At 40.6% G+C, this 22,247-nt stretch carries 22 protein-coding genes and 1 riboswitch; of the genes, 1 reads left to right on the top strand and 21 read right to left on the bottom strand.

The features are described 5' to 3' along the window. Positions 1 to 47: 47 nt before the first annotated feature. The 8 genes from B0I26_RS06190 to B0I26_RS06155 form a co-directional block, all read right to left on the bottom strand. Positions 48 to 1,130: a GerMN domain-containing protein gene (locus B0I26_RS06190; protein WP_111644589.1), complete on the bottom strand. Its 1,083-nt coding sequence runs from the start codon at positions 1,128 to 1,130 to the stop codon at positions 48 to 50. 81 nt (positions 1,131 to 1,211) lie between these two features. Further along, complete coding sequence (gene racE, locus B0I26_RS06185; RefSeq protein ID WP_111644588.1) at positions 1,212 to 2,021, bottom strand: glutamate racemase; 810 nt, start codon at positions 2,019 to 2,021, stop codon at positions 1,212 to 1,214. Positions 2,022 to 2,030: 9 nt separating this feature from the next. Beyond that, positions 2,031 to 2,477 carry a MarR family winged helix-turn-helix transcriptional regulator gene (locus tag B0I26_RS06180; protein WP_111644587.1) on the bottom strand — a complete coding sequence of 149 codons (447 nt, stop codon included), beginning with the start codon at positions 2,475 to 2,477 and terminating at the stop codon, positions 2,031 to 2,033. 267 nt (positions 2,478 to 2,744) lie between these two features. After that, complete coding sequence (gerE, locus tag B0I26_RS06175; RefSeq protein WP_044894577.1) at positions 2,745 to 2,969, bottom strand: spore germination transcription factor GerE; 225 nt, start codon at positions 2,967 to 2,969, stop codon at positions 2,745 to 2,747. A 128-nt stretch (positions 2,970 to 3,097) separates the two neighbouring features. Next, complete coding sequence (locus B0I26_RS06170) at positions 3,098 to 3,562, bottom strand: acyl-CoA thioesterase (RefSeq protein WP_111644586.1); 465 nt, start codon at positions 3,560 to 3,562, stop codon at positions 3,098 to 3,100. Between the two features lie 143 nt (positions 3,563 to 3,705). Continuing rightward, positions 3,706 to 4,467: a succinate dehydrogenase iron-sulfur subunit gene (sdhB, locus tag B0I26_RS06165; RefSeq protein WP_111644657.1), complete on the bottom strand. Its 762-nt coding sequence runs from the start codon at positions 4,465 to 4,467 to the stop codon at positions 3,706 to 3,708. Then, positions 4,467 to 6,224 carry a succinate dehydrogenase flavoprotein subunit gene (gene sdhA, locus B0I26_RS06160; protein ID WP_111644585.1) on the bottom strand — a complete coding sequence of 586 codons (1,758 nt, stop codon included), beginning with the start codon at positions 6,222 to 6,224 and terminating at the stop codon, positions 4,467 to 4,469. Before sdhA ends, sdhB begins: the two co-directional genes overlap by 1 nt. Before the next feature lie 35 nt (positions 6,225 to 6,259). Next, positions 6,260 to 6,868 carry a succinate dehydrogenase cytochrome b558 subunit gene (locus tag B0I26_RS06155; RefSeq protein WP_111644584.1) on the bottom strand — a complete coding sequence of 203 codons (609 nt, stop codon included), beginning with the start codon at positions 6,866 to 6,868 and terminating at the stop codon, positions 6,260 to 6,262. 367 nt (positions 6,869 to 7,235) lie between these two features. Here B0I26_RS06155 and B0I26_RS06150 point away from each other — a divergent pair, with 367 nt between their 5' ends. Beyond that, the gene (locus B0I26_RS06150) at positions 7,236 to 7,682 is read left to right on the top strand and encodes a YslB family protein (protein ID WP_181502752.1); all 447 of its coding nucleotides are present in this window, start codon (positions 7,236 to 7,238) and stop codon (positions 7,680 to 7,682) included. Between the two features lie 128 nt (positions 7,683 to 7,810). Here the strand turns inward: B0I26_RS06150 and B0I26_RS06145 are convergent, their stop codons facing one another. The 13 genes from B0I26_RS06145 to ssuE all read right to left on the bottom strand — a co-directional run bounded on the left by B0I26_RS06145 (position 7,811) and on the right by ssuE (position 22,189). After that, positions 7,811 to 9,052: an aspartate kinase gene (locus B0I26_RS06145; protein ID WP_111644582.1), complete on the bottom strand. Its 1,242-nt coding sequence runs from the start codon at positions 9,050 to 9,052 to the stop codon at positions 7,811 to 7,813. A 260-nt stretch (positions 9,053 to 9,312) separates the two neighbouring features. Continuing rightward, positions 9,313 to 9,495, bottom strand: a riboswitch (Lysine riboswitch). Positions 9,496 to 9,565: 70 nt separating this feature from the next. After that, complete coding sequence (gene uvrC / locus B0I26_RS06140) at positions 9,566 to 11,341, bottom strand: excinuclease ABC subunit UvrC (RefSeq protein WP_111644581.1); 1,776 nt, start codon at positions 11,339 to 11,341, stop codon at positions 9,566 to 9,568. A 19-nt stretch (positions 11,342 to 11,360) separates the two neighbouring features. Next, positions 11,361 to 12,818 (bottom strand): nucleoporin-interacting protein, encoded by a 1,458-nt coding sequence (locus B0I26_RS06135; RefSeq protein WP_111644580.1) that lies wholly within the window; start codon positions 12,816 to 12,818, stop codon positions 11,361 to 11,363. Between the two features lie 138 nt (positions 12,819 to 12,956). Then, entirely contained in the window at positions 12,957 to 13,889 is a 933-nt protein-coding gene (locus tag B0I26_RS06130; RefSeq protein WP_111644579.1) for an FTR1 family iron permease, read from the bottom strand. A gap of 30 nt (positions 13,890 to 13,919) precedes the next feature. Continuing rightward, positions 13,920 to 14,687, bottom strand: a complete 768-nt coding sequence (locus B0I26_RS06125; RefSeq protein ID WP_111644578.1) for a hypothetical protein — start codon at positions 14,685 to 14,687, stop codon at positions 13,920 to 13,922. 173 nt (positions 14,688 to 14,860) lie between these two features. Beyond that, positions 14,861 to 15,622, bottom strand: a complete 762-nt coding sequence (locus B0I26_RS06120; RefSeq protein ID WP_111644577.1) for a glycosyltransferase family 2 protein — start codon at positions 15,620 to 15,622, stop codon at positions 14,861 to 14,863. Beyond that, the gene (locus tag B0I26_RS06115) at positions 15,615 to 17,069 is read right to left on the bottom strand and encodes an alkaline phosphatase family protein (protein WP_111644576.1); all 1,455 of its coding nucleotides are present in this window, start codon (positions 17,067 to 17,069) and stop codon (positions 15,615 to 15,617) included. The genes B0I26_RS06120 and B0I26_RS06115 overlap by 8 nt, the downstream gene beginning before the upstream one ends. After that, a complete protein-coding gene (locus B0I26_RS06110; RefSeq protein WP_111644575.1) occupies positions 17,066 to 18,010 on the bottom strand; it encodes a lysylphosphatidylglycerol synthase transmembrane domain-containing protein in 945 nt (314 codons plus the stop codon). Before B0I26_RS06110 ends, B0I26_RS06115 begins: the two co-directional genes overlap by 4 nt. Then, on the bottom strand, positions 18,000 to 18,947 hold the full coding sequence (locus tag B0I26_RS06105; protein ID WP_181502740.1) for an NAD-dependent epimerase/dehydratase family protein: 948 nt from the start codon (positions 18,945 to 18,947) through the stop codon (positions 18,000 to 18,002). The genes B0I26_RS06110 and B0I26_RS06105 overlap by 11 nt, the downstream gene beginning before the upstream one ends. A gap of 173 nt (positions 18,948 to 19,120) precedes the next feature. Next, positions 19,121 to 20,308, bottom strand: coding sequence for a hypothetical protein (locus B0I26_RS06100; protein WP_111644574.1), 1,188 nt, complete (start codon positions 20,306 to 20,308; stop codon positions 19,121 to 19,123). A 24-nt stretch (positions 20,309 to 20,332) separates the two neighbouring features. Beyond that, positions 20,333 to 20,524, bottom strand: a complete 192-nt coding sequence (locus B0I26_RS06095) for a hypothetical protein (RefSeq protein ID WP_111644573.1) — start codon at positions 20,522 to 20,524, stop codon at positions 20,333 to 20,335. Next, complete coding sequence (gene ssuD, locus B0I26_RS06090) at positions 20,493 to 21,620, bottom strand: FMNH2-dependent alkanesulfonate monooxygenase (protein WP_111644572.1); 1,128 nt, start codon at positions 21,618 to 21,620, stop codon at positions 20,493 to 20,495. The genes B0I26_RS06095 and ssuD overlap by 32 nt, the downstream gene beginning before the upstream one ends. 20 nt (positions 21,621 to 21,640) lie before the next feature. Further along, positions 21,641 to 22,189 carry an NADPH-dependent FMN reductase gene (gene ssuE / locus B0I26_RS06085; RefSeq protein WP_111644571.1) on the bottom strand — a complete coding sequence of 183 codons (549 nt, stop codon included), beginning with the start codon at positions 22,187 to 22,189 and terminating at the stop codon, positions 21,641 to 21,643. Between the last annotated feature and the right edge of the window lie 58 nt (positions 22,190 to 22,247).

Here is a 22,247-nt window from a genome sequence, read left to right as displayed (position 1 = left end):
TTGCCTACCTCTTATTACCCTTTATATAGTATAGCAAAAAAAGTTTTTTAAAAACTACCTATGTTCACATTTTCTGGCCTTGTTACCGGCTCAGCTAGTGATTTTCCATCTTCTTTCACAAGATTCGCTTTTCCATTTACGGTCACCGCTACACTTTCAATTCCTTCTTGTTCTGTTAATGAAAGAACAAGCGAATTTAGGACATGCTCAGAAATGACATTTTTCTCTTTACTTCCGTAAATGCCATCATTAAAGTTCAACGTCACTTTGCCATTTTCATATTTTGGTTGATCCAACAGCTTCACGTCTGCTTGAAAATCGCTTAACAGTCCGCTTGTATAGCTAGGGCCTTTAATTAATTCATTGACGATAGCAACAACACGATCTTCCTCTTTATTAGAAACCCGGCGTGTAACCGGAACATAGTAAGGCTGCCCATCTTCTTGAGCTAAAAAATACACGGTTACAGGCTGTGTATTTGTAATATCGACCACACCGCTTGTATCGATATTAATGCCATCTTCACGGCTTACTCCGTCTTGAATCGGCGTTCCATTGACCGGCATTACTGTTTGGTCATGACCATTAATGCGAATTTTTACTTTTTTGACTTTATCAAATTGTGTCAATGTCCACGTAATCGCTTGTAAAATCCTCTTTTCATCTTCCTTCCGATAATTTGAAAACTCCCGAGAAAAGTCAGCAATGATCGTTCCATCGTTTTCAAGTTTCACTCCGAGCACGCGCGTATCTGCAGGCAATACAGCACGGAAGCCGTTTGGCAATATTTCTGATACCGGCCCACCTTCTACTAAATATTCTAAAGCTTGTTTTGCTACAGCGTCCGTTTTTGGCAATTCAAGTGTTTGCGGAACAACAAAACCGTTTTTATCAATTAAATACAACTCTCTCTTTACGGTTTCTGTTGCTTTTTGCTCTTCTTTTTCACTCGTTTGCTTTTCTCCTTCTTTACTAGATTGTATGGCTTCTCCGTCTTCTAAGTACGTAACGTCCTGCGGTGGGTCGATTTCTTTGACTGCTTCGTCTTTTCCGAACAGACCGCAACCGCTAAGTAACATTGTTAAGACAATGACTGAAGCAGCAAACTTGCGTGCACGGCAATTCAACATAGCTTTCCCTCCTATTGACAATTTGTACTACTATGTATACGAGCCTTTAAAAAAATTAGAACATAAAAAACTCCTTCGACTTTAAGCCGAAGGAGTTTTTAGTTCAATTGTTTGAATGTTTTCGATAGGATGTTCAAACCATTTTGATGCAATTTTTTGAAATAGTTCCTTTGGTCCCGTTGTTAAAAAGAGATGTTCTTTTACTAGCTCTCCTGTGTTAAGCAGTCCGCTATGATGTAAAATGGTGCTTACTTCTCTCGCCGTCTCATCTCCTGAGCAGATGAGTTTTACCTTTTTCCCCATATACTCATGAATCAACGGACTCAAGAGCGGATAGTGGGTGCAGCCTAAAATTAACGTATCAATATCGCTGTACTTCAATGGTTCAAGCGACTGTGCGACAATTTTTTTTGCTTCCTCCCCTTCAAAATTTCCGCTTTCAACGAGCGGAACGAATTTAGGGCACGCTAAACTTTGGACCTGAACCTTGTTATTAATTGATTTTAACGCTTTTTCATATGCACCGCTTTTTACCGTGCCAATCGTTCCGATGACGCCGATATGATAATTTTTCGTAATTTTTAACGCTGTCCTCGCACCGGGATGAACAACGCCTAACACAGGAATGTTAAGTTTTTCACGAATTTCCTCTAAAACAACAGCTGTAGCAGTATTACAAGCAATAACAAGCATCTTTATATCATAACGCAACAAATAATTCGTCATCTCCCAAGTAAACTGACGAATCTCTTCTTTTGGACGCGGACCATAAGGACATCTTGCTGTATCTCCTAAATAAACAATCTGCTCTTTCGGCAACTGTCGCATAATTTCTTTCGCAACAGTTAGCCCACCTACTCCTGAATCGATAACACCAATTGGTCTATCCAAGTGATCGCCTCATTCTTTCTTCATTTCTTGATGTAGTTTTTTTAAGCTTTTTTCTAAAAAGATAATTTCTTCTTCTGAAAAGTTTCTAAGAACCTCCAACAAATATTGTTGACGTTTCTTGATTACTTCTTCAATAATTCGTTCGCCTTCAGGCAATAAATGAATACGAACAACTCTTCGATCATTTTGGTCCTTCACTCTTGCCACTAAACGATTTTTCTCCATACGATCGACTAGATCCGTCGTCGTACTGAATGCTAAATACATTTTATTAGAGAGCTCTCCAATTGTCATATCCCCTTCTTCCAAGAGCCATTGCAACGCAACGAACTGGGGAGGTGTAATCGGATATTGAGTTAAAATTTCCCTTCCCTTTTGTTTTAAAATAGCGGCTACATAACGCAACGACTTTTCCAACTCGACAACGACATCATTTTGTTCAAAATGAGATGTCATAAAATCTCTCCCGTAAAAACGCGTTTTTACTCTACTATTTTTTACACTTTTTTATGCAAATTGCAAGCGAGAAGCATAGAAGCAAAAGTGCCACAACTTTCATTTTACTACACTTTCCTGCATAATCAATGAAAATAATAAAGAGGCTGACCCATAAGTGTCGGACCTCACGCACACTTCACAATATATAGTTCATTTATCCAATGCTGTGATCTATATATTGAGTTATGCGGGGTGACACTTTGATTTTAGGTCAGCCTCTATTTATTATAGTTCAAGTTCGCCCATTCGCAACAATTCAACTACAGCTTGAGAGCGCCCCTTAACTCCAAGCTTTTGCATGGCGTTTGAAATATGATTGCGAACTGTTTTTTCACTTATAAACAACTCGCTTGCAATTTCTTTCGTTGTTTTATCTTGAACTAATAATTCAAACACTTCTCTTTCTCTTTTTGTAAGCAATGGCTTTGGTTGAAATGGTTTCTCTTTCAAGTATTGTAACCCTCCTTGCTTTAGCCAGACCTGAACGACCGGATGGGTATATATTTATTCACCATATAGTATGTGAATTGGAGGATTACGGTGACGGAAATTAATTACAGATGATGAAAAATAGGTGTTCAAGTTGTCGACGATTGCAATCGAATGAGCGTCTGCCTCATTTCGTCATTCCAAGGAACGCTCTTTCCGGTTTTTTTGGAGATTTGCACCATTCTTCCTCTTCCAACAAAAGCGACTGTACCGTTATCTTTTTTCGCCATATAATGCAAGTCAACTGATGAGTTTCCTACATGATGTACTTTTACATACAGGCTTAATTGTTCTCCAAAAAACACTTGGTGGAGAAAGTCACACTGCAAATCGGCAACAACTGGAATTTCTTCAGATAACCTATCTGTCCACTTTTGCATAAAACCGATGTTTTTAAAAAATTCTATTCTCGCTTCTTCAAAATAAACAAATGGAACCGTGTTATTTAAATGCCCGAACATGTCTGTTTCTGAAAAACGAACTTTTATTTGATGCGAAAAAATAAATGTTCTTTCCCACTCCTCAAAGTCATGAATATAACTAATTTGTTTCATATTTGTTCTCCCCCTTATTAACAAAAAAAGGCTGCCTCAAACATCAAATGTCAGCCCCCGCGGCCACAATCGTACATTCAGCTTAGTATGTACAACTTGTGTGGGAGTCAGACAATGATCGGACAGCCTCATTAATCGTATATTTATATTTCGTCACTTCCGAAGAAGTTACGGAATGCTTGAATCGTTACCTCGCGGTTCAACGCAGCAATCGATGTTGTCAACGGAATTCCTTTCGGACAAGACTGTACGCAGTTTTGTGAATTACCACAGTTTGCAAGTCCGCCGTCTCCCATAATCGCTTCCAAACGTTCCGCCTTATGCATGGCCCCGGTTGGGTGGGCGTTAAATAAACGAACTTGTGAAAGCGGAGCAGGACCGATAAAATTCGATTTGCTGTTTACATTTGGACAAGCTTCTAAGCAAACGCCGCATGTCATGCATTTTGAAAGTTCATATGCCCACTGACGCTTACGTTCAGGCATGCGAGGACCAGGTCCTAAATCGTATGTTCCATCAATCGGAATCCATGCTTTTACTTTCTTTAACGAATCAAACATGCGACTGCGGTCAACTTGCAAGTCGCGAACAACCGGGAACGTACTCATTGGCTCTAAACGGATTGGTTGTTCTAAATGGTCGATAAGTGCCGTACAGGATTGGCGCGGCTTTCCATTAATGACCATCGAACAAGCTCCGCATACTTCTTCAAGACAGTTCATTTCCCAAACAACAGGAGTCGTTTTTTCTCCTTTAGCGTTAACAGGATTTCTGCGGATTTCCATTAATGCAGAAATGATGTTCATATTCGGACGATAAGGAATTTCAAATTCCTCTTCATAAGGCGGGGAATCTGGACGATCTTGTCGCGTTATAATGAAGCGAACTGTTTTTTTCTCACTCATCATTTCACTTCCCCTTTCTTTTTCGTATAGTCACGTTTACGAGGTTTAATTAATGAAGTATCAACATCTTCATAGTGGAACGCTGGTCCATCTGGCGTAAATCTCGCCATTGTTGTTTTGAGCCACTCTTCATCGTTACGCTCAGGGAATTCAGGCTTATAGTGAGCACCGCGGCTTTCATTACGGTTGTAAGCACCTAGTGTAATAACACGCGCCAATTGAAGCATATTATATAATTGACGAGTGAATGATGCACCTTGGTTGCTCCACTTCGCTGTATCGTTAATATTAATATTTTCATAACGTTCAAGAAGCTCTTGAATCTTTTCATCTGTTTTTAATAGCTTGTCATTATAGCGGACAACCGTTACATTGTCTGTCATCCATTCACCAAGCTCTTTATGAATGACATAAGCGTTTTCCGTACCGTCCATTGACATGATCTTATCCCATTTTTGCTCTTCTTGTTTGAGATAGCGGTCATATAATGAAGACGGCATTGCATCGGCTGACTTCTCTAAACCTTTAATATACTCAACCGCTTTTGGTCCAGCGACCATACCGCCATAAATGGCTGATAATAACGAGTTAGCACCTAGACGGTTTGCTCCGTGCATCGAATAGTCGCACTCACCAGCAGCGAACAATCCTTTGATATTTGTCATTTGATCGTAATCAACCCATAAGCCGCCCATTGAGTAGTGAACAGCAGGGAAAATTTTCATTGGAACTTTACGCGGGTCTTCACCCATGAATTTTTCATAAATTTCGATAATACCGCCAAGCTTAATATCCAACTCTTTCGGATCCTTATGAGAAAGGTCTAAATAAACCATGTTTTCGCCGTTAATGCCAAGCTTTAAGTCCACGCAAACGTGGAAAATTTCGCGCGTTGCAATATCACGTGGCACAAGGTTTCCGTAAGCAGGATATTTTTCTTCCAAGAAATACCATGGTTTACCATCTTTATATGTCCATACTCGTCCACCTTCACCGCGGGCAGATTCACTCATTAAGCGCAGTTTGTCATCGCCTGGAATCGCTGTTGGGTGAATTTGGATAAACTCACCGTTAGCATAATATGCACCTTGCTGATAAACAATAGAAGCGGCTGAGCCCGTATTAATGATGGAGTTCGTTGACTTACCGAAAATAATTCCCGGTCCGCCTGTCGCCATAATGACAGCGTCAGCTGGGAACGCTTTAATTTCCATTGTTGTTAAGTTTTGTGCTACAATACCGCGGCAGATTTGTTCATCATCTAAAACAGCCGCTAAAAACTCCCATCCTTCATACTTTGTCACAAGACCTGCTACTTCGTGACGACGCACTTGCTCATCTAACGCATAAAGCAACTGTTGTCCCGTCGTTGCCCCCGCATATGCCGTACGGTGATGCTGTGTACCACCAAAGCGTCGGAAGTCTAACAATCCTTCAGGCGTGCGGTTAAACATGACACCCATGCGATCTAGTAAGTGAATAATTCCTGGCGCTGCTTCACACATTGCCTTAACTGGTGGCTGGTTCGCCAAGAAGTCACCACCATATACTGTATCATCAAAGTGCTCCCATGGAGAGTCACCTTCACCTTTTGTATTGACTGCACCGTTAATCCCACCTTGAGCACAAACAGAGTGAGATCGTTTTACAGGTACGAGAGAAAACAGCTCTACAGGTACACCTGCTTCCGCAATTTTTATGGTTGCCATTAAGCCGGCTAAGCCGCCGCCAACTACTATGATTTTTCCTTTACTCATCGTTACTCACTCCTTAAAAGATTGCTAGTTGTGGATTAAGCGAATGCTAAGATGGCACGGATACCAACAATGGAAAGCGCTACGAAAATCGCCATTGTCACGTATGTTGAAATTTGTTGCGAACGAGGAGTAACAGTAATTCCCCAACTTACAAAGAAAGACCATAACCCGTTAGAAAAGTGGAATACCGTCGAAATAACACCCAAAATATAGAATCCTAGCATAATTGGATTATCAACAATGTTCGCCATCATTTCATAGTTTACTTCCGCACCGAATGCAGCTTGTACACGCGTTTCCCATACATGCCATGTTACAAAAATAAGAGTGATAATGCCCGATAAACGTTGCAACATAAACATCCAGTTACGGAAGTAGTTATACCGGCTCACATTGTTCTTCGCCGTAAAAGCGATATACAATCCGTAAATGGCATGGAACAATAACGGAAGAAAAATGACAAATATTTCTAAAAAATAACGAAACGGTAAATTTTCCATAAAGTGTGCCGCACGGTTAAAAGCTTCAGGTCCTCTCGTGGCAAAGTGGTTCACCACTAAATGCTGGACTAAAAAGAGGCCTACCGGAATAACTCCTAACAATGAATGAAGTCGGCGATAAAAAAATTCGCGATTTCCTGCCATATGTAACCCCCCTTAAATTGTGACAATCAACATAAAAGATGTTCGCAAAAAATTTCTTATACACTCCCCATCCACATTTACTAGATTTTTATTAACGGAAATGTAATTGCTTCCATTTCCATTAATAAATTTGTCACATACATTGTACTCCCAAGATGTATGAGCGTCAAGAAAACGTGTTCACAAATTGCTCAATCATTTGAAAATTTAAATAATATTTTTCTTGACATACCTCTCATAAAGAAATGCTAAACTCTTATCGGAAAGAGCATCAATCATTTCACATTTTAGAAAAATTAATGTTTTCTCTTTCAATTTCAGCTATAATCTATAATGATTCTAGAAAGAGGGGAATTGCGTGAAAGATATGACATTTCAGGAACAATATGCACTGCTAGAAAATATACAAATTTCCGGCTTCGGATATGAGTTAATTCGTGAAACTCTTCTGCCTGAATTGCTTGGAAAAGAAAATGCGAGCATTTTATATTGGGCCGGAAAGAGCCTTGCCCGTAAATATCCTTTGGAAACGTTAGAAGAAATGATTTCGTTTTTTGAAAAGGCTGGTTGGGGAACGCTAACAATCGTTTCCGAAGGCAAGGATGAACTTGAATTTGAATTAACAAGCCCGCTTATTGCCGCCCGGCTCTCCCATAAAGAAGACTGCACTTTTCAGCTTGAAGCCGGTTTCCTCGCCCAGCAAATCGAACAGCAGAAAAAACGAGTCACCGAAGCCTATGAACAACAGAAAAAACGAGCGAAAAAAGTCGTTTTTACTGTGAAATGGGATAAAAAAGATATGATTGCTGAATAATGAAGCGGAGCTGACCCATCAGTGTCTGACCTGCCACACATTCACAATATATAATTCTATTAATGTGCTATGTATTGTGTTGTGAGGGCTAACACTTTGCCTGGGTCAGCCTCTTTCTCTATCGTCTACTATGAAACAACAGGTGCATCAGCTGCTTCTTCAGCTAGCTGAAACGCTTCATGCAACGCTTCAACGGCAGCGACCATTTTGCTTTGTTGAACTACGGTTGATACTTTAATTTCCGATGTGCTCACCATTTTCACTTCAATCCCATGCTCAGCAAGCACTTTAAACATTTCCGCAGCAACACCGGGATTGGAAATCATTCCTGAACCGACAATTGATACTTTTGCCAATCCGCTTTCATGTTCAACCGTTGCATATTGCAAAATTTCTTTATGAGACTGTAAAACGTTTAACGTTTCTTCCAAATCTTCCGTGCGAATCGAAAAAGAGAGCGATGTCGTATCTTCATTTGTTGTGCTTTGAATAATAATATCTACATTAATCCCGTGATCCGCCAATGTAGTAAAAATCGTCGATAACGTATGCAGCCCGTTTGGCAGCCCTTGAACCGTCACTCTCGTTACTTGGTCTTCAAAAGCAATTCCTCTGACAATTAAGTTTTGTTCCATTGAAGCTTCCTCCTCAACAACTGTGCCGCGTTCGCGTTCCATACTTGAGCGCACTTCCAACTGTACTTGATAGTTCTTCGCAAATTCCACAGCCCGCGGATGTAAAACGCCAGCCCCTAAATTGGCTAACTCCAACATTTCATCATATGAGATCGATTGCAGCTTTCGAGCTTTTTTTACATAGCGCGGGTCTGTTGTAAACACTCCGGTAACATCCGTATAAATGTCGCATTTTTTAGCATTTAATGCTGCCGCCAATGCAACAGCCGTCGTATCAGAACCGCCGCGGCCGAGCGTCGTAATCTCTTGATCTTTCGTTATTCCTTGGAATCCGGCAACAACGACGATTTTTCCTTCATTCAAATGTTCGTGTATTCTTGCCGTGTCGATGTTCATAATTCTTGCGTTCCCGTGTACGGCTTCTGTTTCAATTCCCGCCTGCCAGCCGGTTAAAGAGACAGCGTCATAACCTTTCTCTTTCAGCGCCATTGTCAATAGAGCAATACTTACTTGCTCGCCGGTTGTTAAAAGCATATCCATCTCGCGTTTGCTCGGATTTTTCGAAATTTGCTTGGCGAGATTGACAAGTTCATCCGTCGTTTTTCCCATTGCAGAAACAACAACGACTACCTTGTTTCCATTATTTGCTTCTTCAATAACCCGGTTAGCTACATTTTGAATACGTTCAATTGAACCAACAGATGTTCCACCAAATTTTTGCACAATAATTTCCACGATCACTCATCCTTTAATAATAGTTTTGCTTTATCCCATTCTAATCGTCCGTAAGACTTCCACCTCTACAGATAGGAAATAACGGACGCTAGAAGTGCGATAAGTTCAACTAACATCTGTGGGGGATGAACCCCCCACTAATGAAGTTTCACTTTATCTATATCGATATAGATAGAAAAGTGATGTTGCGCGCAAATAAAAAACAGCAATGAGAGAAATCTCATTGCTGTGAATAACGAAAAAAATAAATTCGCTCCACGCAGTGAGATAGCTCTCCAAGATGATTTGTTCATCTTGACAGTCCTACATTTCTTAAACGCAGGACCAGCAGAAAAAGCAATGAGACTTTTTCCACTTCGGCGACGCTCCCCTTTCAACATTCATCATCGGAACTCATTTTCCTCAGAATGCCTACTCTTGAAGTTCGCACCTCTATCTTCACTTCAGTGTGTAGAAGTGTATAAATATTCATTTTGAAGCAATTGTACCAAATTTCTGTATAAATAACAATAATTATTCGCGTAATTTCTCATAAATTTTTTCCGCAACAGAATGCGGAATGCCTGCTTGTTTCAATTCTTCAACAGTAGCTTCACGCATATTTTTGACAGAACCAAAATGTTTCAGCAGCGCTTTTTTTCTTTTTTCTCCTACTCCCGGAATTTCATCTAATATAGACTGAAACATTGTCTTGCCGCGCACTTGGCGATGGAATTCAACAGCAAAGCGGTGCACCTCATCTTGAATGCGCTGCAGTAAATAAAATTCCTGACTGTTTCTCTCTAAATCGACTGTCTTCGGCGGATCACCAATGATTAATTCCGACGTACGGTGTTTATTGTCTTTCACAAGTCCTGCGACCGGAATTTCAAGCCCTAACTCATTTTCGAGCACATCGCGAACGGCTGCCAATTGCCCTTTGCCGCCATCAACGATAATCAAATCCGGAAGAGGCAAGTTTTCCTTCAACACGCGTATATATCTTCTCCGGACAACTTCTCTCATTGACTCATAATCGTCAGGACCTTCCACCGTTTTGATTTTATATTTTCGATACTCTTTCTTCTCCGGTTTACCGTCAATAAATACAATCATCGCTGAAACCGGATCCGTTCCATGAATATTGGAGTTGTCGAATGCTTCGATGCGATGCGGTGTCGGAATCCCAAGCTTTTCCCCTAAATTCTCCACCGCTTTTATTGTTCGTTCTTCATCGCGCTCGATTAAATAAAACTTCTCTTTAAGAGCAATGGCTGCATTTTTATTTGCCAAATCAACAAGTTCCTTTTTCTTTCCTTTTTTCGGCTGGACAACCGTTACTTGAAGGAGCTGCCCAGCCAATTCTCCATTCACATCTTCAGGCAAAATGATTTCTTTTGGTTTAAAATGATTCTCTTTTGTATAAAACTGCCCTAAAAATGTTAAAAATTCCTCATCCGGGTCTTGGTACATCGGAAACATCGAAACATCCCGTTCAATTAATTTTCCTTGCCTGATAAAGAAAACTTGCACGCACATCCAGCCTTTATCATAGGCATAACCAAAAACATCGCGGTCAATAAAATCGTTCATCGTCATTTTTTGTTTTTCCATCGTTGCTTCAATATAGGCAATTTGATCGCGGTATTCTTTCGCTCTTTCAAACTCAAGATTTTCTGCCGCTTTTAACATTTTTTCTGTCAGCTCTTCTTTAATCTCACGGTAGCCCCCGTTTAAAAACCGGACGATCTGCTCGACGATCTCTTTGTTTTGCTTTGGTGAAACATCATGGACGCACGGAGCAAGGCATTGCCCCATATGATAATAAAGACATACTCGATCTGGCAGAGTCGAACATTTTCGCAGCGGATAAATACGGTCGAGCAGTTTTTTTGTTTCATTCGCCGCCTGCACGTTCGGATAAGGTCCGAAATACTTTCCATTATCTTTTTTATTTACTTTTCTTGTAATGATGAGACGCGGATGCTCTTCAGCGGTAATTTTAATAAATGGATAGCTTTTGTCGTCTTTCAACATGACGTTATATTTCGGATCGTACTTTTTAATTAAATTCATTTCCAAAATGAGCGCCTCAAGGTTCGAAGAGGTGACAATATATTCAAAATCAGCAATTTCATTAACAAGGCGAAGTGTTTTTCCGTCATGTGTCCCTGTAAAATACGATCGCACACGGTTTTTTAACACTTTTGCTTTGCCAACGTAAATGACGGTTCCGTTTTTATCTTTCATTAAATAACAGCCAGGCTGCTCAGGCAAAACGGCTAGCTTTTCTTTTAAGTGATCATGCATGACAATCACTCCAATACCATTAATCTATCCATTCATACAAGGTAATTTCACCGTAAACAGGGTCTGCCAACGTACTTGATTGATAAGTTTTCACCTTACGCAAATGCCCCTCAAGTGAAATCCCTTGTGTTGCAAATCCCTTGACTACATGATCTGTCAAATAAATTGTAGCATGTTTATAGTTTGCTTTATCCTGTAAAAAAACGTCAAAATGAAGCACCCGTTTATGAATAAAATCGGCGTCTAAATATTCCATCACTCTCGTCTCTTCCCATGTATAAACAACAAAAGGAGCATCTACTTTTTGTAAATCATATGTTAATTGATAAGTTGCCGGCAAGTGAGTTGCTTGACCATATACATGTATGCTGCCGACAATGACTTGAATGATGAATACAGTTAATGCGAACCATTTTTTATACATCGACTTTCCAACAGAAAAATAGCGTCCCCAAATATAAAAGAGAATAATCGTAACTAATGGTGCAATATGGCGCGGCTTTTCAATATTTTGTGCAAGCCACGCCCAAAGAAAGTAGAAAACCCCAGTTATTAGCAGCCAGTTTGGAATTCCAGCAGCTTCTTTATTTTTTCGGACGATAAAGAGCATCAAGATGATATAGATGATCAAAAGCCATATACTTTGGCTTGCAATCCCTGTCCAAAAAACGTTGTAAAAAATAAGCGTGAAAAACCTTTGAACAATTGAATCATCCCCTGCTGTTACGGCACCGCCCCATTCTTGAAAGTGACCGCTTGTAAATGCTAAAGCAAGCTTGATAAATCCCGTTATGCTTCCTTCTGTTAAAGCAACTGCCCCCACCCAAATCAATTGAAAAAACAACGCGGCAACAAACCATATCATTAGCCTGCCAATCTTTTTATATGTTTTCCAATCATCATACCATAGAAAAAGGAGTGCTGCGGCAAAAGGCAAATAAGAAAGCCGGATTCCTAATAGCACACCTAGAAAAAATAATGGCAGAAGATGCATGGGCAATGTAAGACGTTCTTTCGCCGTTTGTACCGCCCATAAATACCACCATAAAGCAGCGATGGCAGCGCCTTCTGACATCGGCTGCGTAACGATAAGCATCAAAAAACTCGAAGACTGGATAAGACATGTAATCATCCAAGCTACATCACTTTTGTAATATTTTTTTACTAACAAAAAAATCGGTATCGTTGCCGATAACATCATTACCACATTAAAAACAGACAACGCTTTTGCTGGATTTTCCATAAATGAGCTGACAATCATCCCGCCGAGAATGAAATAAGGGTATCCCGGAAAATGAGGCTGCATGACCAATAAATCATAACGATGCAATGCTAGCGCAAAATCAACTTGATCCCATGTTGCTGCATATGGGCTGGCATACTTCACTTCTATATAAACCAATACACTAAACACAATAACACTGACAAATCCGAGCAAATATGACGTAAAACGATGATTTCCTAGAAAATGTTTCATCATTTTTTCACCTTTACAAGTAGTCATAAAAAAGTCAACTAAAAAAGGGCCGACCTAAAAACAAAGTGTCAGCCCTCTCAACCAGACACAATACACGATGGATTGCGCGTAAGGTTAAACACTTATCGGTCAGTCCCTTTAAATCACATTTTTTGTTTTTGGTTCAAGCACTTGTACGTTTGCAGCTTTTTTCTCTGCTTTTTCTACTTCTTTCGAATGACGGGCATTAATGAGCAGATAAATAACAACGAAATAACCAACGTATGCAATCACTTCTTCAAGTGACGGCATCGATGAGTAACCAAATAGAGCCTTTAAGAAAATACCGATATCTCCTGATAATACAGGAGCAACACCGTGATCACGCAAATAATGCTCGTAATCAATTGGATGCTCCGGTAAAAACCAAGTGATATCATACACATGCGGCATGACGCTGCCAATAATGTTCAAATCCTGGAGCATCGAAATTCCTTGCACTAAAAGACCAGCAGCAATTAAAATAATGAACGCTCCTGTAACTTTAAAAAACGTTTTAAGCGGTACACGCATGGTGCCTTTGAAAAATAAATAGCTGACAACAGCGGCAAGCACAATACCGGTGATGGCTCCCCATCCTTGCATCGCCGCGCCGATGTTTCCACCTGTAATGGCCGCAAAGAAAAATACCGTTTCGACCCCTTCGCGAAGGACAACTAAAAACGAGTGAATTACCATTCCGATCATATTTCCCGTAGAAATATAATGCTCTATTTTCCCTTCCATGTTCTTCTTCATATCCCGGCTATGCTCTGCCATCCAAAACACCATGTGCGTAAGCAAAGCAGCAGAAATAAACATGATGGAAATTTTTAAATACATTTCGCTTCCCATCGCAGCAAACCCTGTTAAAACAACTTGGAACAGAAGCGCAACCCCAACGCTTGCCAAAACCGCCAATCCCGCTCCGAGCCAAACATATTTCGTGTATTGTGGATGATTGACTCGTTTTAAATAAGATGTAATAATCCCAACAATAAGCAGAGCTTCCAACGCTTCACGAAACGTAATTAACAGTGCTTGAACTTCCATGCGGTCCTCTCCTTCCCCAACTTCAAAGCATTATTTTTTCTTTTTAGCAAGTGCGTAAACGACAACACCAGCAATCACAAGAACAAGAACAATAATCGGAATCCAGTTTTTCATTTTCGACAAATCTGTCCATTCTTTCTTTGCTGCCGCCTCAAACTTTGCTTCACTTTCTGTTGCACTTTCCGTAAAATGCCCCACCTCTAAGCTTTTTAATTCAAATTGTTTTTGCAACGTTGTTAAGATTGCTTCTTTACTCTTTTTAAACTCGTCAATGTTCGACTCTTTCTTACCGACTCCAAACAGACCAGGGTTTCCTAAAGATTGCAAAGCGCGGTCAAATTCCTCTTTCATTTGCTTGTCAACAGCTGTGTCTTTTGCCTGCACAACCGGCGACAGCGCTTCATATGTAGCAAATGCCTTCGCTAAAAGGCGTTTACTTGTATCGTATTCGTTAAAATTTTTCTCGATATTTTCAAAGCGGCGTGCAATATTTAACACAAGAATTTTTTCCATATCTTCGATGACGGTTTCTTTCTCTTTTTCCTCAAGCGCTTTCAACACAGCTTCCGAAGGCTCCGAACCCATATGCATATCAATTTCTTCTTTCACTGTTTCAAAAATCGTTTTCGCCTCATCAAAATTCGGTGGATTTTCGTTTAGCTTTTCTTTCATTTGTTTATACACTTCTGCTACTTTTTCTTCGTTTGGATCACCGTATGAATATGCATATGCATTAAGCGGAGTTGTATTGAGAATGAATATCAATACCAAAGAAAAAAATAACAATACCCGTTTCATATCCGATCGCCTCCTACAATGACAATGATAATGATTATCATCTTCCTTGTCAATATTGGATAACCTCTTTTTACAAAAAAGACTGACCCGAAAGAAAAGGCTCAACCCCCACAATTACATCCAAATATATTTAAAGATCCATGAGGTCAGTCGCTTACGGGTCAGCATTTTCCCTAAGAACATTTTTGTTTATTTTCATCCATTAACACATGAGCCTGTTCATCAATTTTCAACTTGTTCACAGGACGCTTCATTTCTTTCCAAATAGCCGGAAGAACCGATGTCATGTATGCTTTAAATTTAATAAATGACTCTCCTGTTGTCCGAACGTTATAGCGAATCGGTACCTCTTTTACCCGAAATCCTTTCCGCACTAAATTGAGCGTAAGCACTTGGGCATAGTTGTAGTCATGAATAATTTCGGCGTTTTCCATCGCCTGCCGCGAAAAGGCCCGCATTCCCGATTGTCCGTCATAAATCCATTTTCTCAGCAGAAGAGATTGTAAAAAAGTAAAGAAATAATTTCCTAAACGGCGATGCAGCTTCATACCGTTAATGGTTCCAAGGAAGCGCGAGCCCATCGTATAATCAGCTTCTCCTCTAAAAATCGGGGCGAGCAAATCGGGGATTTGTTCTGCCGGATATTCATTGTCGGCATCAATCATTACCCCGATATCCGCTCCAAGGCGGACACACTCCTGCAATCCTTGGCGAACAGCGGCACCGAGTCCTTGATTTTTCCCCATTTGATAAACGTAATCTGCTCCTGCCGCTTTGGCAACGACAACGGTTTGATCGGTCGAGCCATCATCAATGACCAGCACTTTTACCTCAACCATCGGATGGAAATGACGGGGAATTTTTTTTATCACCTCACCAATCGCTTTTTCTTCATTATAAGCTGGCAAAAATACAATAACTTTTTGTTTATTCATCACTGACTTCCTTTCGAACGGCTTCGATTAACACCGGTCCGCGGCTATGGCTCGGATACGGTGCACCTAATAAATAGGCAATGGTCGGCGCCAAAGAAACAATACTATGTTTTTCGTCAATGCGCTTGTCTTTCTCAATCGCTGGACCGTACATAAAAAACGGTACGTACCGTTCTCCTTCATCAAGATGTCCATGGCCGCCAATCCCGTCTGCTTGTCCATGATCAGCGCAAATAATTAATGTGGCGTTCTTAAGTTTCCCTTGCTCTTCAAGCCATTCGACATATTCTTTAATAAGCGCATCCGCTTCTTCGATTTTCTGAATATATTCATCGTACAATACACCGCGGCTATGGCCGGTTTGGTCCGTCGCAATCAGCTGTACGACAAGCAAATCGGGATCTTGCTCTTTCATAATCCGTTTAGCCCGTTCTATAATGTTTCTGTCTGCCACATCATTATGCATCACCGCTGTGACTGTTTCTACATCATCGCCCATTGAATCAACAAGATGGGCAATCCCTAATAGTCTTCCCGTTTTTCCGACCTTTCTGAGCGAGTCAAAAATGCTTTCGACCTTAATTCCCAGCTTCCAGACCATGTTTGATTTAATGCCGTGTTCAAACGGATACGTTCCGGTAAACATCGAAGTAAAACAAACAACCGTACGCGCTGGATAAACCGTTTCCATTTGCGTAAAATCGGTTCCGTTTTTGCGCAATTGTTTTAAAAACGGGGCATGTGCTTGTTCAAAGCGGTCTTTACGCATGCCGTCAATGACGATGACAATCACTTTATCATTGATTGCCTTAGCTGGAGCAGGCACATTATTCGTATAAGACTCGATCACCTTTGGTTTCCAGTCAAATAAATTTTTGTGTAAAATCAATGAAAATAGAAAAATAAAACAATAAAACACGATAAGTCTGTCGTAATGAATATGCTGGAAATCAGACTCGTATAAATATTGCCACAACGATAAAATAAGCAAAAATTTTGGCAGCTGCTCCTGGGCATTGCCGCTTGTTGAGTCGCTGTTTTTTAATACAAGTTTCCAGAACCGGGTAAAATTCCACCATGTAATGCCGATTCGCAAATGATAATAAAGCGTTCCCCAAAAAAATACCGTAAAGAAAAAATATAAACCGAGAGCTAGAAAAATTAATGAAAGATCAGCAAACTTCCAAACGATTAAAAACACTACATAAGGTATCCACAAATAATTGCGCAGAAATAAAGGATAATCATACACGTAATAAATGGCTAAAAGCGGCAATACAAGCACAAAACTGATAAAAAGCCGCTCTAACTGAGCAATATTAAGCAAGTCGGAGAAATGATACAACAGCATCGTACTAATGACAAAAATCGGTGTGAACGGTTTCCCCTCATTTAATAAATTCCAGCATCTTGCAGCCACCTTTTCAAACTTTGACGCCTTTTTCATCTTTCTCTCACTTCTTTCTTTTTCAATAATGAACGCACAAGTAAAACTTCGCGGGGATGTTTTAGCAATACGAATATACCGACGGCATAAGAAAACATAAACTTAAATGCATGGCTAAGAACGGCAATCGTATATGCTTTGTCCCAGGACGGATGAATCGTTGTCAGCGCAAAAGCCATGACCGCCTCATACGTTGCCAAACCGCCGGGGGCAATTTGAAACAGTTGACCCGCAACGGTAAGGCTGTTCACCCATACCGCTTCAAATGCGGACAAAGACAAGCCAGCCATTTTTGCCACTTCAAATACAACAATGGCTTCACATAGCCAACTAAGAAAAACAGCACCGATCATTTTATAAGCAGCCCCGCCTGTCCACACTTGTCTTGCCATGTTGAGATGTTTTTGCGCGAATGATGGTTTCCATTTTACAAGCAGTACAATAGAACATATACCTATTGCACACGCTCCGAGCAATATGAATAAAAAGTTTTTGAAAGAAAATGTTTCAAAATAAAAATAGACTCCAATGAACGAGAACAACAATAAAACAAACATATCAAGCATTCGCAGCACGGCAACGGAATGAATCGCTTCATCCACAGATACTTCCCGCTGTTTAGCTAACACTCCGACACGGACAAGATCACCAATTTTTATCGGAGCGAGATGATTCACAAACAAACTGAGAAAAAGGCCATTCATATACACTTCCAAAGGAATGTTTCTCCGTACATACCATTTCCAAGCAAGCGCCCTCAACCAAAAAGACGCTCCGTAAACAGCCGCCATCATCAACAATTTGTCAGGCTGTTTCATCATAGAGCTGAAGTGGTGAAGCAACCTATTTCCGTCAAAATATCGATAGGTTAACAAAATAAATAAAACAACAAGTATACCGCCAATGGCACGTGTAATAAAAGTAACATATTTATTTTTCATATGCTTTTGCCCACGCAATCGTCTTTGCTAATCCTTCTTTAAAAGGAATTTTCGGCTCATATCCCAACATTTCTTTTGCTTTTGTAATATCGGCCCATGTTGCTTTCACATCTCCTGCTCTTTCCGGAGCATGTTGTACTTTCATTTTCGGAAAATGTTCCTTTAAATATCCTAGCAACTCCTCCATTGTAACAGGATGCCCGGCTCCTAAATTAAAGATTTCGTTCCCTTCCGTGCGATGCAGCGCTGCAACCATTCCGGAAACAATATCATCAATAAACGTATAATCTCTTGCTGTTTCCGTTCCATATACAACAATCTCTTCATTATTGAGCAATTGACGAACGAACTTGCTGATCGCCATGTCTGGTCTTCCCCATGGTCCGTACACGGTAAAATAGCGAAAAATGGTCAGTTTGTATCCAAACAAGTTGGCATATGCCTGACAAAATGACTCTGCACCGTATTTTGCCGCAGCATATGGCGAAATCACGTTGCCGGTTGCCATTTCTTCTTTAAGCGGCACATTGCCTTGATTTCCATATACGGAAGACGAAGAAGCAAACAATACATGTTGCGCTCCACACTCTCCGGCTGCCTTTAACACATTAATCGTTGCCTTTATGTCATAATCAACATACTCAAGCGGTTGAAGCAGCGAATTAGGAACCCCCGGCAAAGCCGCCAAATGAAATACGCAGTCAGGCTGGTGTTTTTTAAAAACTTCCTCTGTCCGTTCCCAATCAAGCAAATTAATACGATAAAATGAAAAGTTACTGTTCCCCGCAAGTGCTTTTAACTGCTTCATTTTACGCTCTGCCGGATAATACGGATGAAGATTATCAATAATAACCGTTTCATAGTTAAGCGAAAGCAGCTTAGCAGTAAGATGACTGCCGATAAATCCTGCTCCGCCGGTGATTAAAATTTTCAACATCTACACCTCGTTGTTTTCCATTCTCATTAGCATCTTATCATAATGAACCGGTAATTGTTGATACAAACATTCGTTCATAAATCCAATAAAATAGTGCGACATTCATCTTGGAAAATAACAAATGCAAAAAACCTTGTTTGCCAACAAGGTTTTTTGCTTTTTCTATTATTATATTATTTTGCTTTTTCAATGACCGTGCTTAAAGTTGCTTCAAGCTGTGCGAGAAGTTTTTCTCCTTCTTCTTTATTTTTCGCTTTCGCAGCTTCTAAATATTTTTGTGCTTGATCGTTAAGAGTCGTATAGGCTTGGTCGCCTAATAATGCTTTAATGTCATTGCCGATCATGTCGATAAATAACGCTCCTTCAAGAGCAGTAATGACTGATTTATCTTGTCCCCAATTTTCTTCACTTTCTTCATACTCGTGTAAAGCCACTTTTGCTAAACCGCGGATGAAAGCTTTGTTAACGGCAGCCGGATCTAATGTTTTTACATCTGTTTGTAAATCAAATTGTTTTAAAATGTAATCGGCTTCTTCCGCTGCATGTTTTTTCATATATGGATAAATTGATTGATAAAATGCCCAGCCTTCTGCTTGTCCTACTTTAGCCTCTTTTTCGTCTTCTTTCGCCGCATTCGCCGCTTTTGTCGCATAACCGTTAGGAAGTGCGCCTGTTGCAAAGTAGAATGTCTTCATTAATGTTTTATCAACGACTTGTTTGCCAAGAGCAAATGCTAATTGGTCGTCTTTTTCGACTGCACTTTCAATTTCTGCAAAACCCCCGGCAATTGTATCCACTAACGTTGTTCCATAAGCTGCATCACGCTTTTCTACAGTCGATTGTAAAATCGCATAAAATTCTTTTGCTTCTGCAATCTCTTCTTTTACTTCCTCTTTATTTCCCCAATTTTCTTCAATTTCTGTGAATTCATGTTTAATTGTTGTATAGAATACTTTTTGCATTAATTTATCGAATATTTGCTTTACAACGACTGCATCCATGGAACCATCTTTTCCAGCTGTCAATGCTGTCGTAATATGCTGATCAATCGTGTCTTCGAACTCTGCGTCACGTTTTTGCACAAGCGGTTGTAATTTTGTTTCGTAAATATTGATGACTTTGTCAAAATCAACTTCTTGACCTGCTTTCGCTTTTTCTAACTCTGTTACCGCTTCTTTAAATGCTTCACCATAGTTAACTTCTTCTGCTTCTTTCGCTTCCTCGCCCTTTTCTTCATTTTTGTTTGTTGCTTGTTCTTTTTCTTCTGTTTTATTTGCCGCTGTTTCCTCGCTCTTAGAGCAACCGCCCATGACGACTGCAAACGCAGCTAAAGCGGCTAAAAGTTTAAATTTCACAGACATATGTATTCCCCCTGAATCCCTCTATTAGTTGATAATGATTTTCATTAACACATGTAGATTATAATAGAGAACGATTATCAATGTCAATATTTTTTTATCAAAAAACGGCTTGGCAGACCGCCGCTTATCGACTTTGTCTACAAGCTGCGAGCCTGCCGCATCAAACGGCAGGCTCTGCTTTTGTTCACACCTTAATAAATGAAGGAAAAAATTCATTGCCGATGATTTCTCCCTGAACGAATCCTTCTTTCTTCTTGCCATGATCTAGCGGCAGAAGTGGGAATAATAGTTCGGCAACCCGGTATGCCTCCTCTAGATGTGGATAACCGGATAAGATGAAGTGCTCAATCCCCAATTGCTGATATTCCAGCAAACGTTTTGCCACGGTTTCCGGATCTCCCACTAGAGCCGTCCCAGCTCCTCCTCTCACAAGGCCGACACCCGCCCATAAATTTGGGCTGATTTCCAAAGACTCCCTGTCTCCATTGTGCAGCTGTCTCATTCTCTGCTGCCCCACAGAATCGTAGCGTGAAAATACTCGCTGCGCTTCTTGAATCGTTTTCTCATCCACATATCGTATTAATTGTTCGGCAGACTCCCACGCTTCCTTTTCGGTTTCCCGAACAATGACATGCAGCCGTATGCCAAATTCAACCGTTCTTCCTTGCTTCTCGGCAAGCTTTCTCACTTCTGAAAGTTTCTTTTCCACCTGTTCTGGCGGTTCCCCCCAGGTTAAATATACATCGGAATGTTTCGCCGCCACAAGCTGTCCTGCCGGAGATGATCCACCAAAATAAATTGGAGGATATGGCTTTTGTACAGAAGGGAATAGAAGCTTTCCTTCTTTCACTTTTAAATGACTGCCTTCAAATGTGACCTCTTCACCTTTCAGCAATTTTTTCCAAATGGTAAGAAATTCATCTGTCGCTTCATAACGTTCATCATGGTTCAAAAACAGCCCGTCACCCGCAAGCTCGACAGGATCACCTCCAGCCACCACATTGATAAGCAGGCGCCCGCCAGAAATCCGGTCGAGCGTTGAAGCCATTCTTGCTGCAAGTGTAGGAGACATTAAACCCGGCCGCACAGCAACAAGGAAATGTAACTGCTCCGTTTCCGCAGCCAATGATGCTGCTAGCAGCCACGGATCTTCGCATGATTTTCCCGTGGGAATTAAGACCCCTTTATACCCAAGACGATCGGCAGCTTGCGCAATTTGACGGAAATAGCTATATTCAGCTGAGCGTCCTCCTTTTGTTGTTCCAAGGTATCGTCCGTCACCGTGTGAAGGAATAAACCACAAGATTTTCATTTTTTCATACTCCTCTCTAATTAAATAGTTGGAAATGCTTTTCTTTCTGTTGCTTTCAACAAATCCTCTAAGCTCCGCTGGATTCTTTCCTCCGCCTCTTTAGCTAAAAAAACTTCACCTTTTGCATTCCATTGAACGTTCGCATCTAAAATAAATACCCCATGTAGAATCTCTTTTGCTCCTAGCAATGAAAAAATCGGCTTAAAGGCGTATTCGATAGATAGAAGATGAGCGATCGTTCCTCCTGTCACAACCGGAGCCACAATCTTATCAACAAAGATCTTTTCCGGCAGCAAATCAAGAAAAGTCTTTAAAATCCCTGTGTAGCTTCCTTTGTAAACAGGGCTTAAAACAATGACCGCGTCCGCAGCCTTAATCAATGTATGAGCGTTGGCAATGGATGGGCTTTGAAAATTGGCATAGAGCAAATCCTCCGCTGGCAGCTCACGCACCTCTATCCAATCGGCGCGATGATTTCTTTCAATTAGCTTCTTTTGCAGCCTTTTGGCAATCGAAGCCGTTTTGGAATTCGGAGATGGACTTCCGGAAATCAGCACAATATTCGACATTTTCACCCTACTCCTTTTTATTTATTAAAAAACCGATTTAAAGAACAACTAGAACTCG

The organism is Paranoxybacillus vitaminiphilus (assembly GCF_003259935.1).
GTDB lineage: Bacteria > Bacillota > Bacilli > Bacillales > Anoxybacillaceae > Paranoxybacillus > Paranoxybacillus vitaminiphilus.
This window is presented reverse-complemented; position numbering and strand designations above follow the sequence as displayed.

What these genes read in the sequence shown, in the direction of transcription:
- B0I26_RS06190 (WP_111644589.1), bottom strand. Translation starts at nt 1,130, where the DNA reads ATGTTGAATTGCCGTGCACGCAAGTTTGCTGCTTCAGTCATTGTCTTA.
- B0I26_RS06180 (WP_111644587.1), bottom strand. Translation starts at nt 2,477, where the DNA reads ATGACATCTCATTTTGAACAAAATGATGTCGTTGTCGAGTTGGAAAAG.
- B0I26_RS06170 (WP_111644586.1), bottom strand. Translation starts at nt 3,562, where the DNA reads ATGAAACAAATTAGTTATATTCATGACTTTGAGGAGTGGGAAAGAACA.
- sdhB (WP_111644657.1), bottom strand. Translation starts at nt 4,467, where the DNA reads ATGAGTGAGAAAAAAACAGTTCGCTTCATTATAACGCGACAAGATCGT.
- sdhA (WP_111644585.1), bottom strand. Translation starts at nt 6,224, where the DNA reads ATGAGTAAAGGAAAAATCATAGTAGTTGGCGGCGGCTTAGCCGGCTTA.
- B0I26_RS06155 (WP_111644584.1), bottom strand. Translation starts at nt 6,868, where the DNA reads ATGGCAGGAAATCGCGAATTTTTTTATCGCCGACTTCATTCATTGTTA.
- B0I26_RS06150 (WP_181502752.1), top strand. Translation starts at nt 7,236, where the DNA reads ATGACATTTCAGGAACAATATGCACTGCTAGAAAATATACAAATTTCC.
- uvrC (WP_111644581.1), bottom strand. Translation starts at nt 11,341, where the DNA reads ATGCATGATCACTTAAAAGAAAAGCTAGCCGTTTTGCCTGAGCAGCCT.
- B0I26_RS06135 (WP_111644580.1), bottom strand. Translation starts at nt 12,818, where the DNA reads ATGAAACATTTTCTAGGAAATCATCGTTTTACGTCATATTTGCTCGGA.
- B0I26_RS06130 (WP_111644579.1), bottom strand. Translation starts at nt 13,889, where the DNA reads ATGGAAGTTCAAGCACTGTTAATTACGTTTCGTGAAGCGTTGGAAGCT.
- B0I26_RS06125 (WP_111644578.1), bottom strand. Translation starts at nt 14,687, where the DNA reads ATGAAACGGGTATTGTTATTTTTTTCTTTGGTATTGATATTCATTCTC.
- B0I26_RS06120 (WP_111644577.1), bottom strand. Translation starts at nt 15,622, where the DNA reads ATGAATAAACAAAAAGTTATTGTATTTTTGCCAGCTTATAATGAAGAA.
- B0I26_RS06115 (WP_111644576.1), bottom strand. Translation starts at nt 17,069, where the DNA reads ATGAAAAAGGCGTCAAAGTTTGAAAAGGTGGCTGCAAGATGCTGGAAT.
- B0I26_RS06110 (WP_111644575.1), bottom strand. Translation starts at nt 18,010, where the DNA reads ATGAAAAATAAATATGTTACTTTTATTACACGTGCCATTGGCGGTATA.
- B0I26_RS06105 (WP_181502740.1), bottom strand. Translation starts at nt 18,947, where the DNA reads ATGTTGAAAATTTTAATCACCGGCGGAGCAGGATTTATCGGCAGTCAT.
- B0I26_RS06100 (WP_111644574.1), bottom strand. Translation starts at nt 20,308, where the DNA reads ATGTCTGTGAAATTTAAACTTTTAGCCGCTTTAGCTGCGTTTGCAGTC.
- B0I26_RS06095 (WP_111644573.1), bottom strand. Translation starts at nt 20,524, where the DNA reads ATGAATTTTTTCCTTCATTTATTAAGGTGTGAACAAAAGCAGAGCCTG.
- ssuD (WP_111644572.1), bottom strand. Translation starts at nt 21,620, where the DNA reads ATGAAAATCTTGTGGTTTATTCCTTCACACGGTGACGGACGATACCTT.
- ssuE (WP_111644571.1), bottom strand. Translation starts at nt 22,189, where the DNA reads ATGTCGAATATTGTGCTGATTTCCGGAAGTCCATCTCCGAATTCCAAA.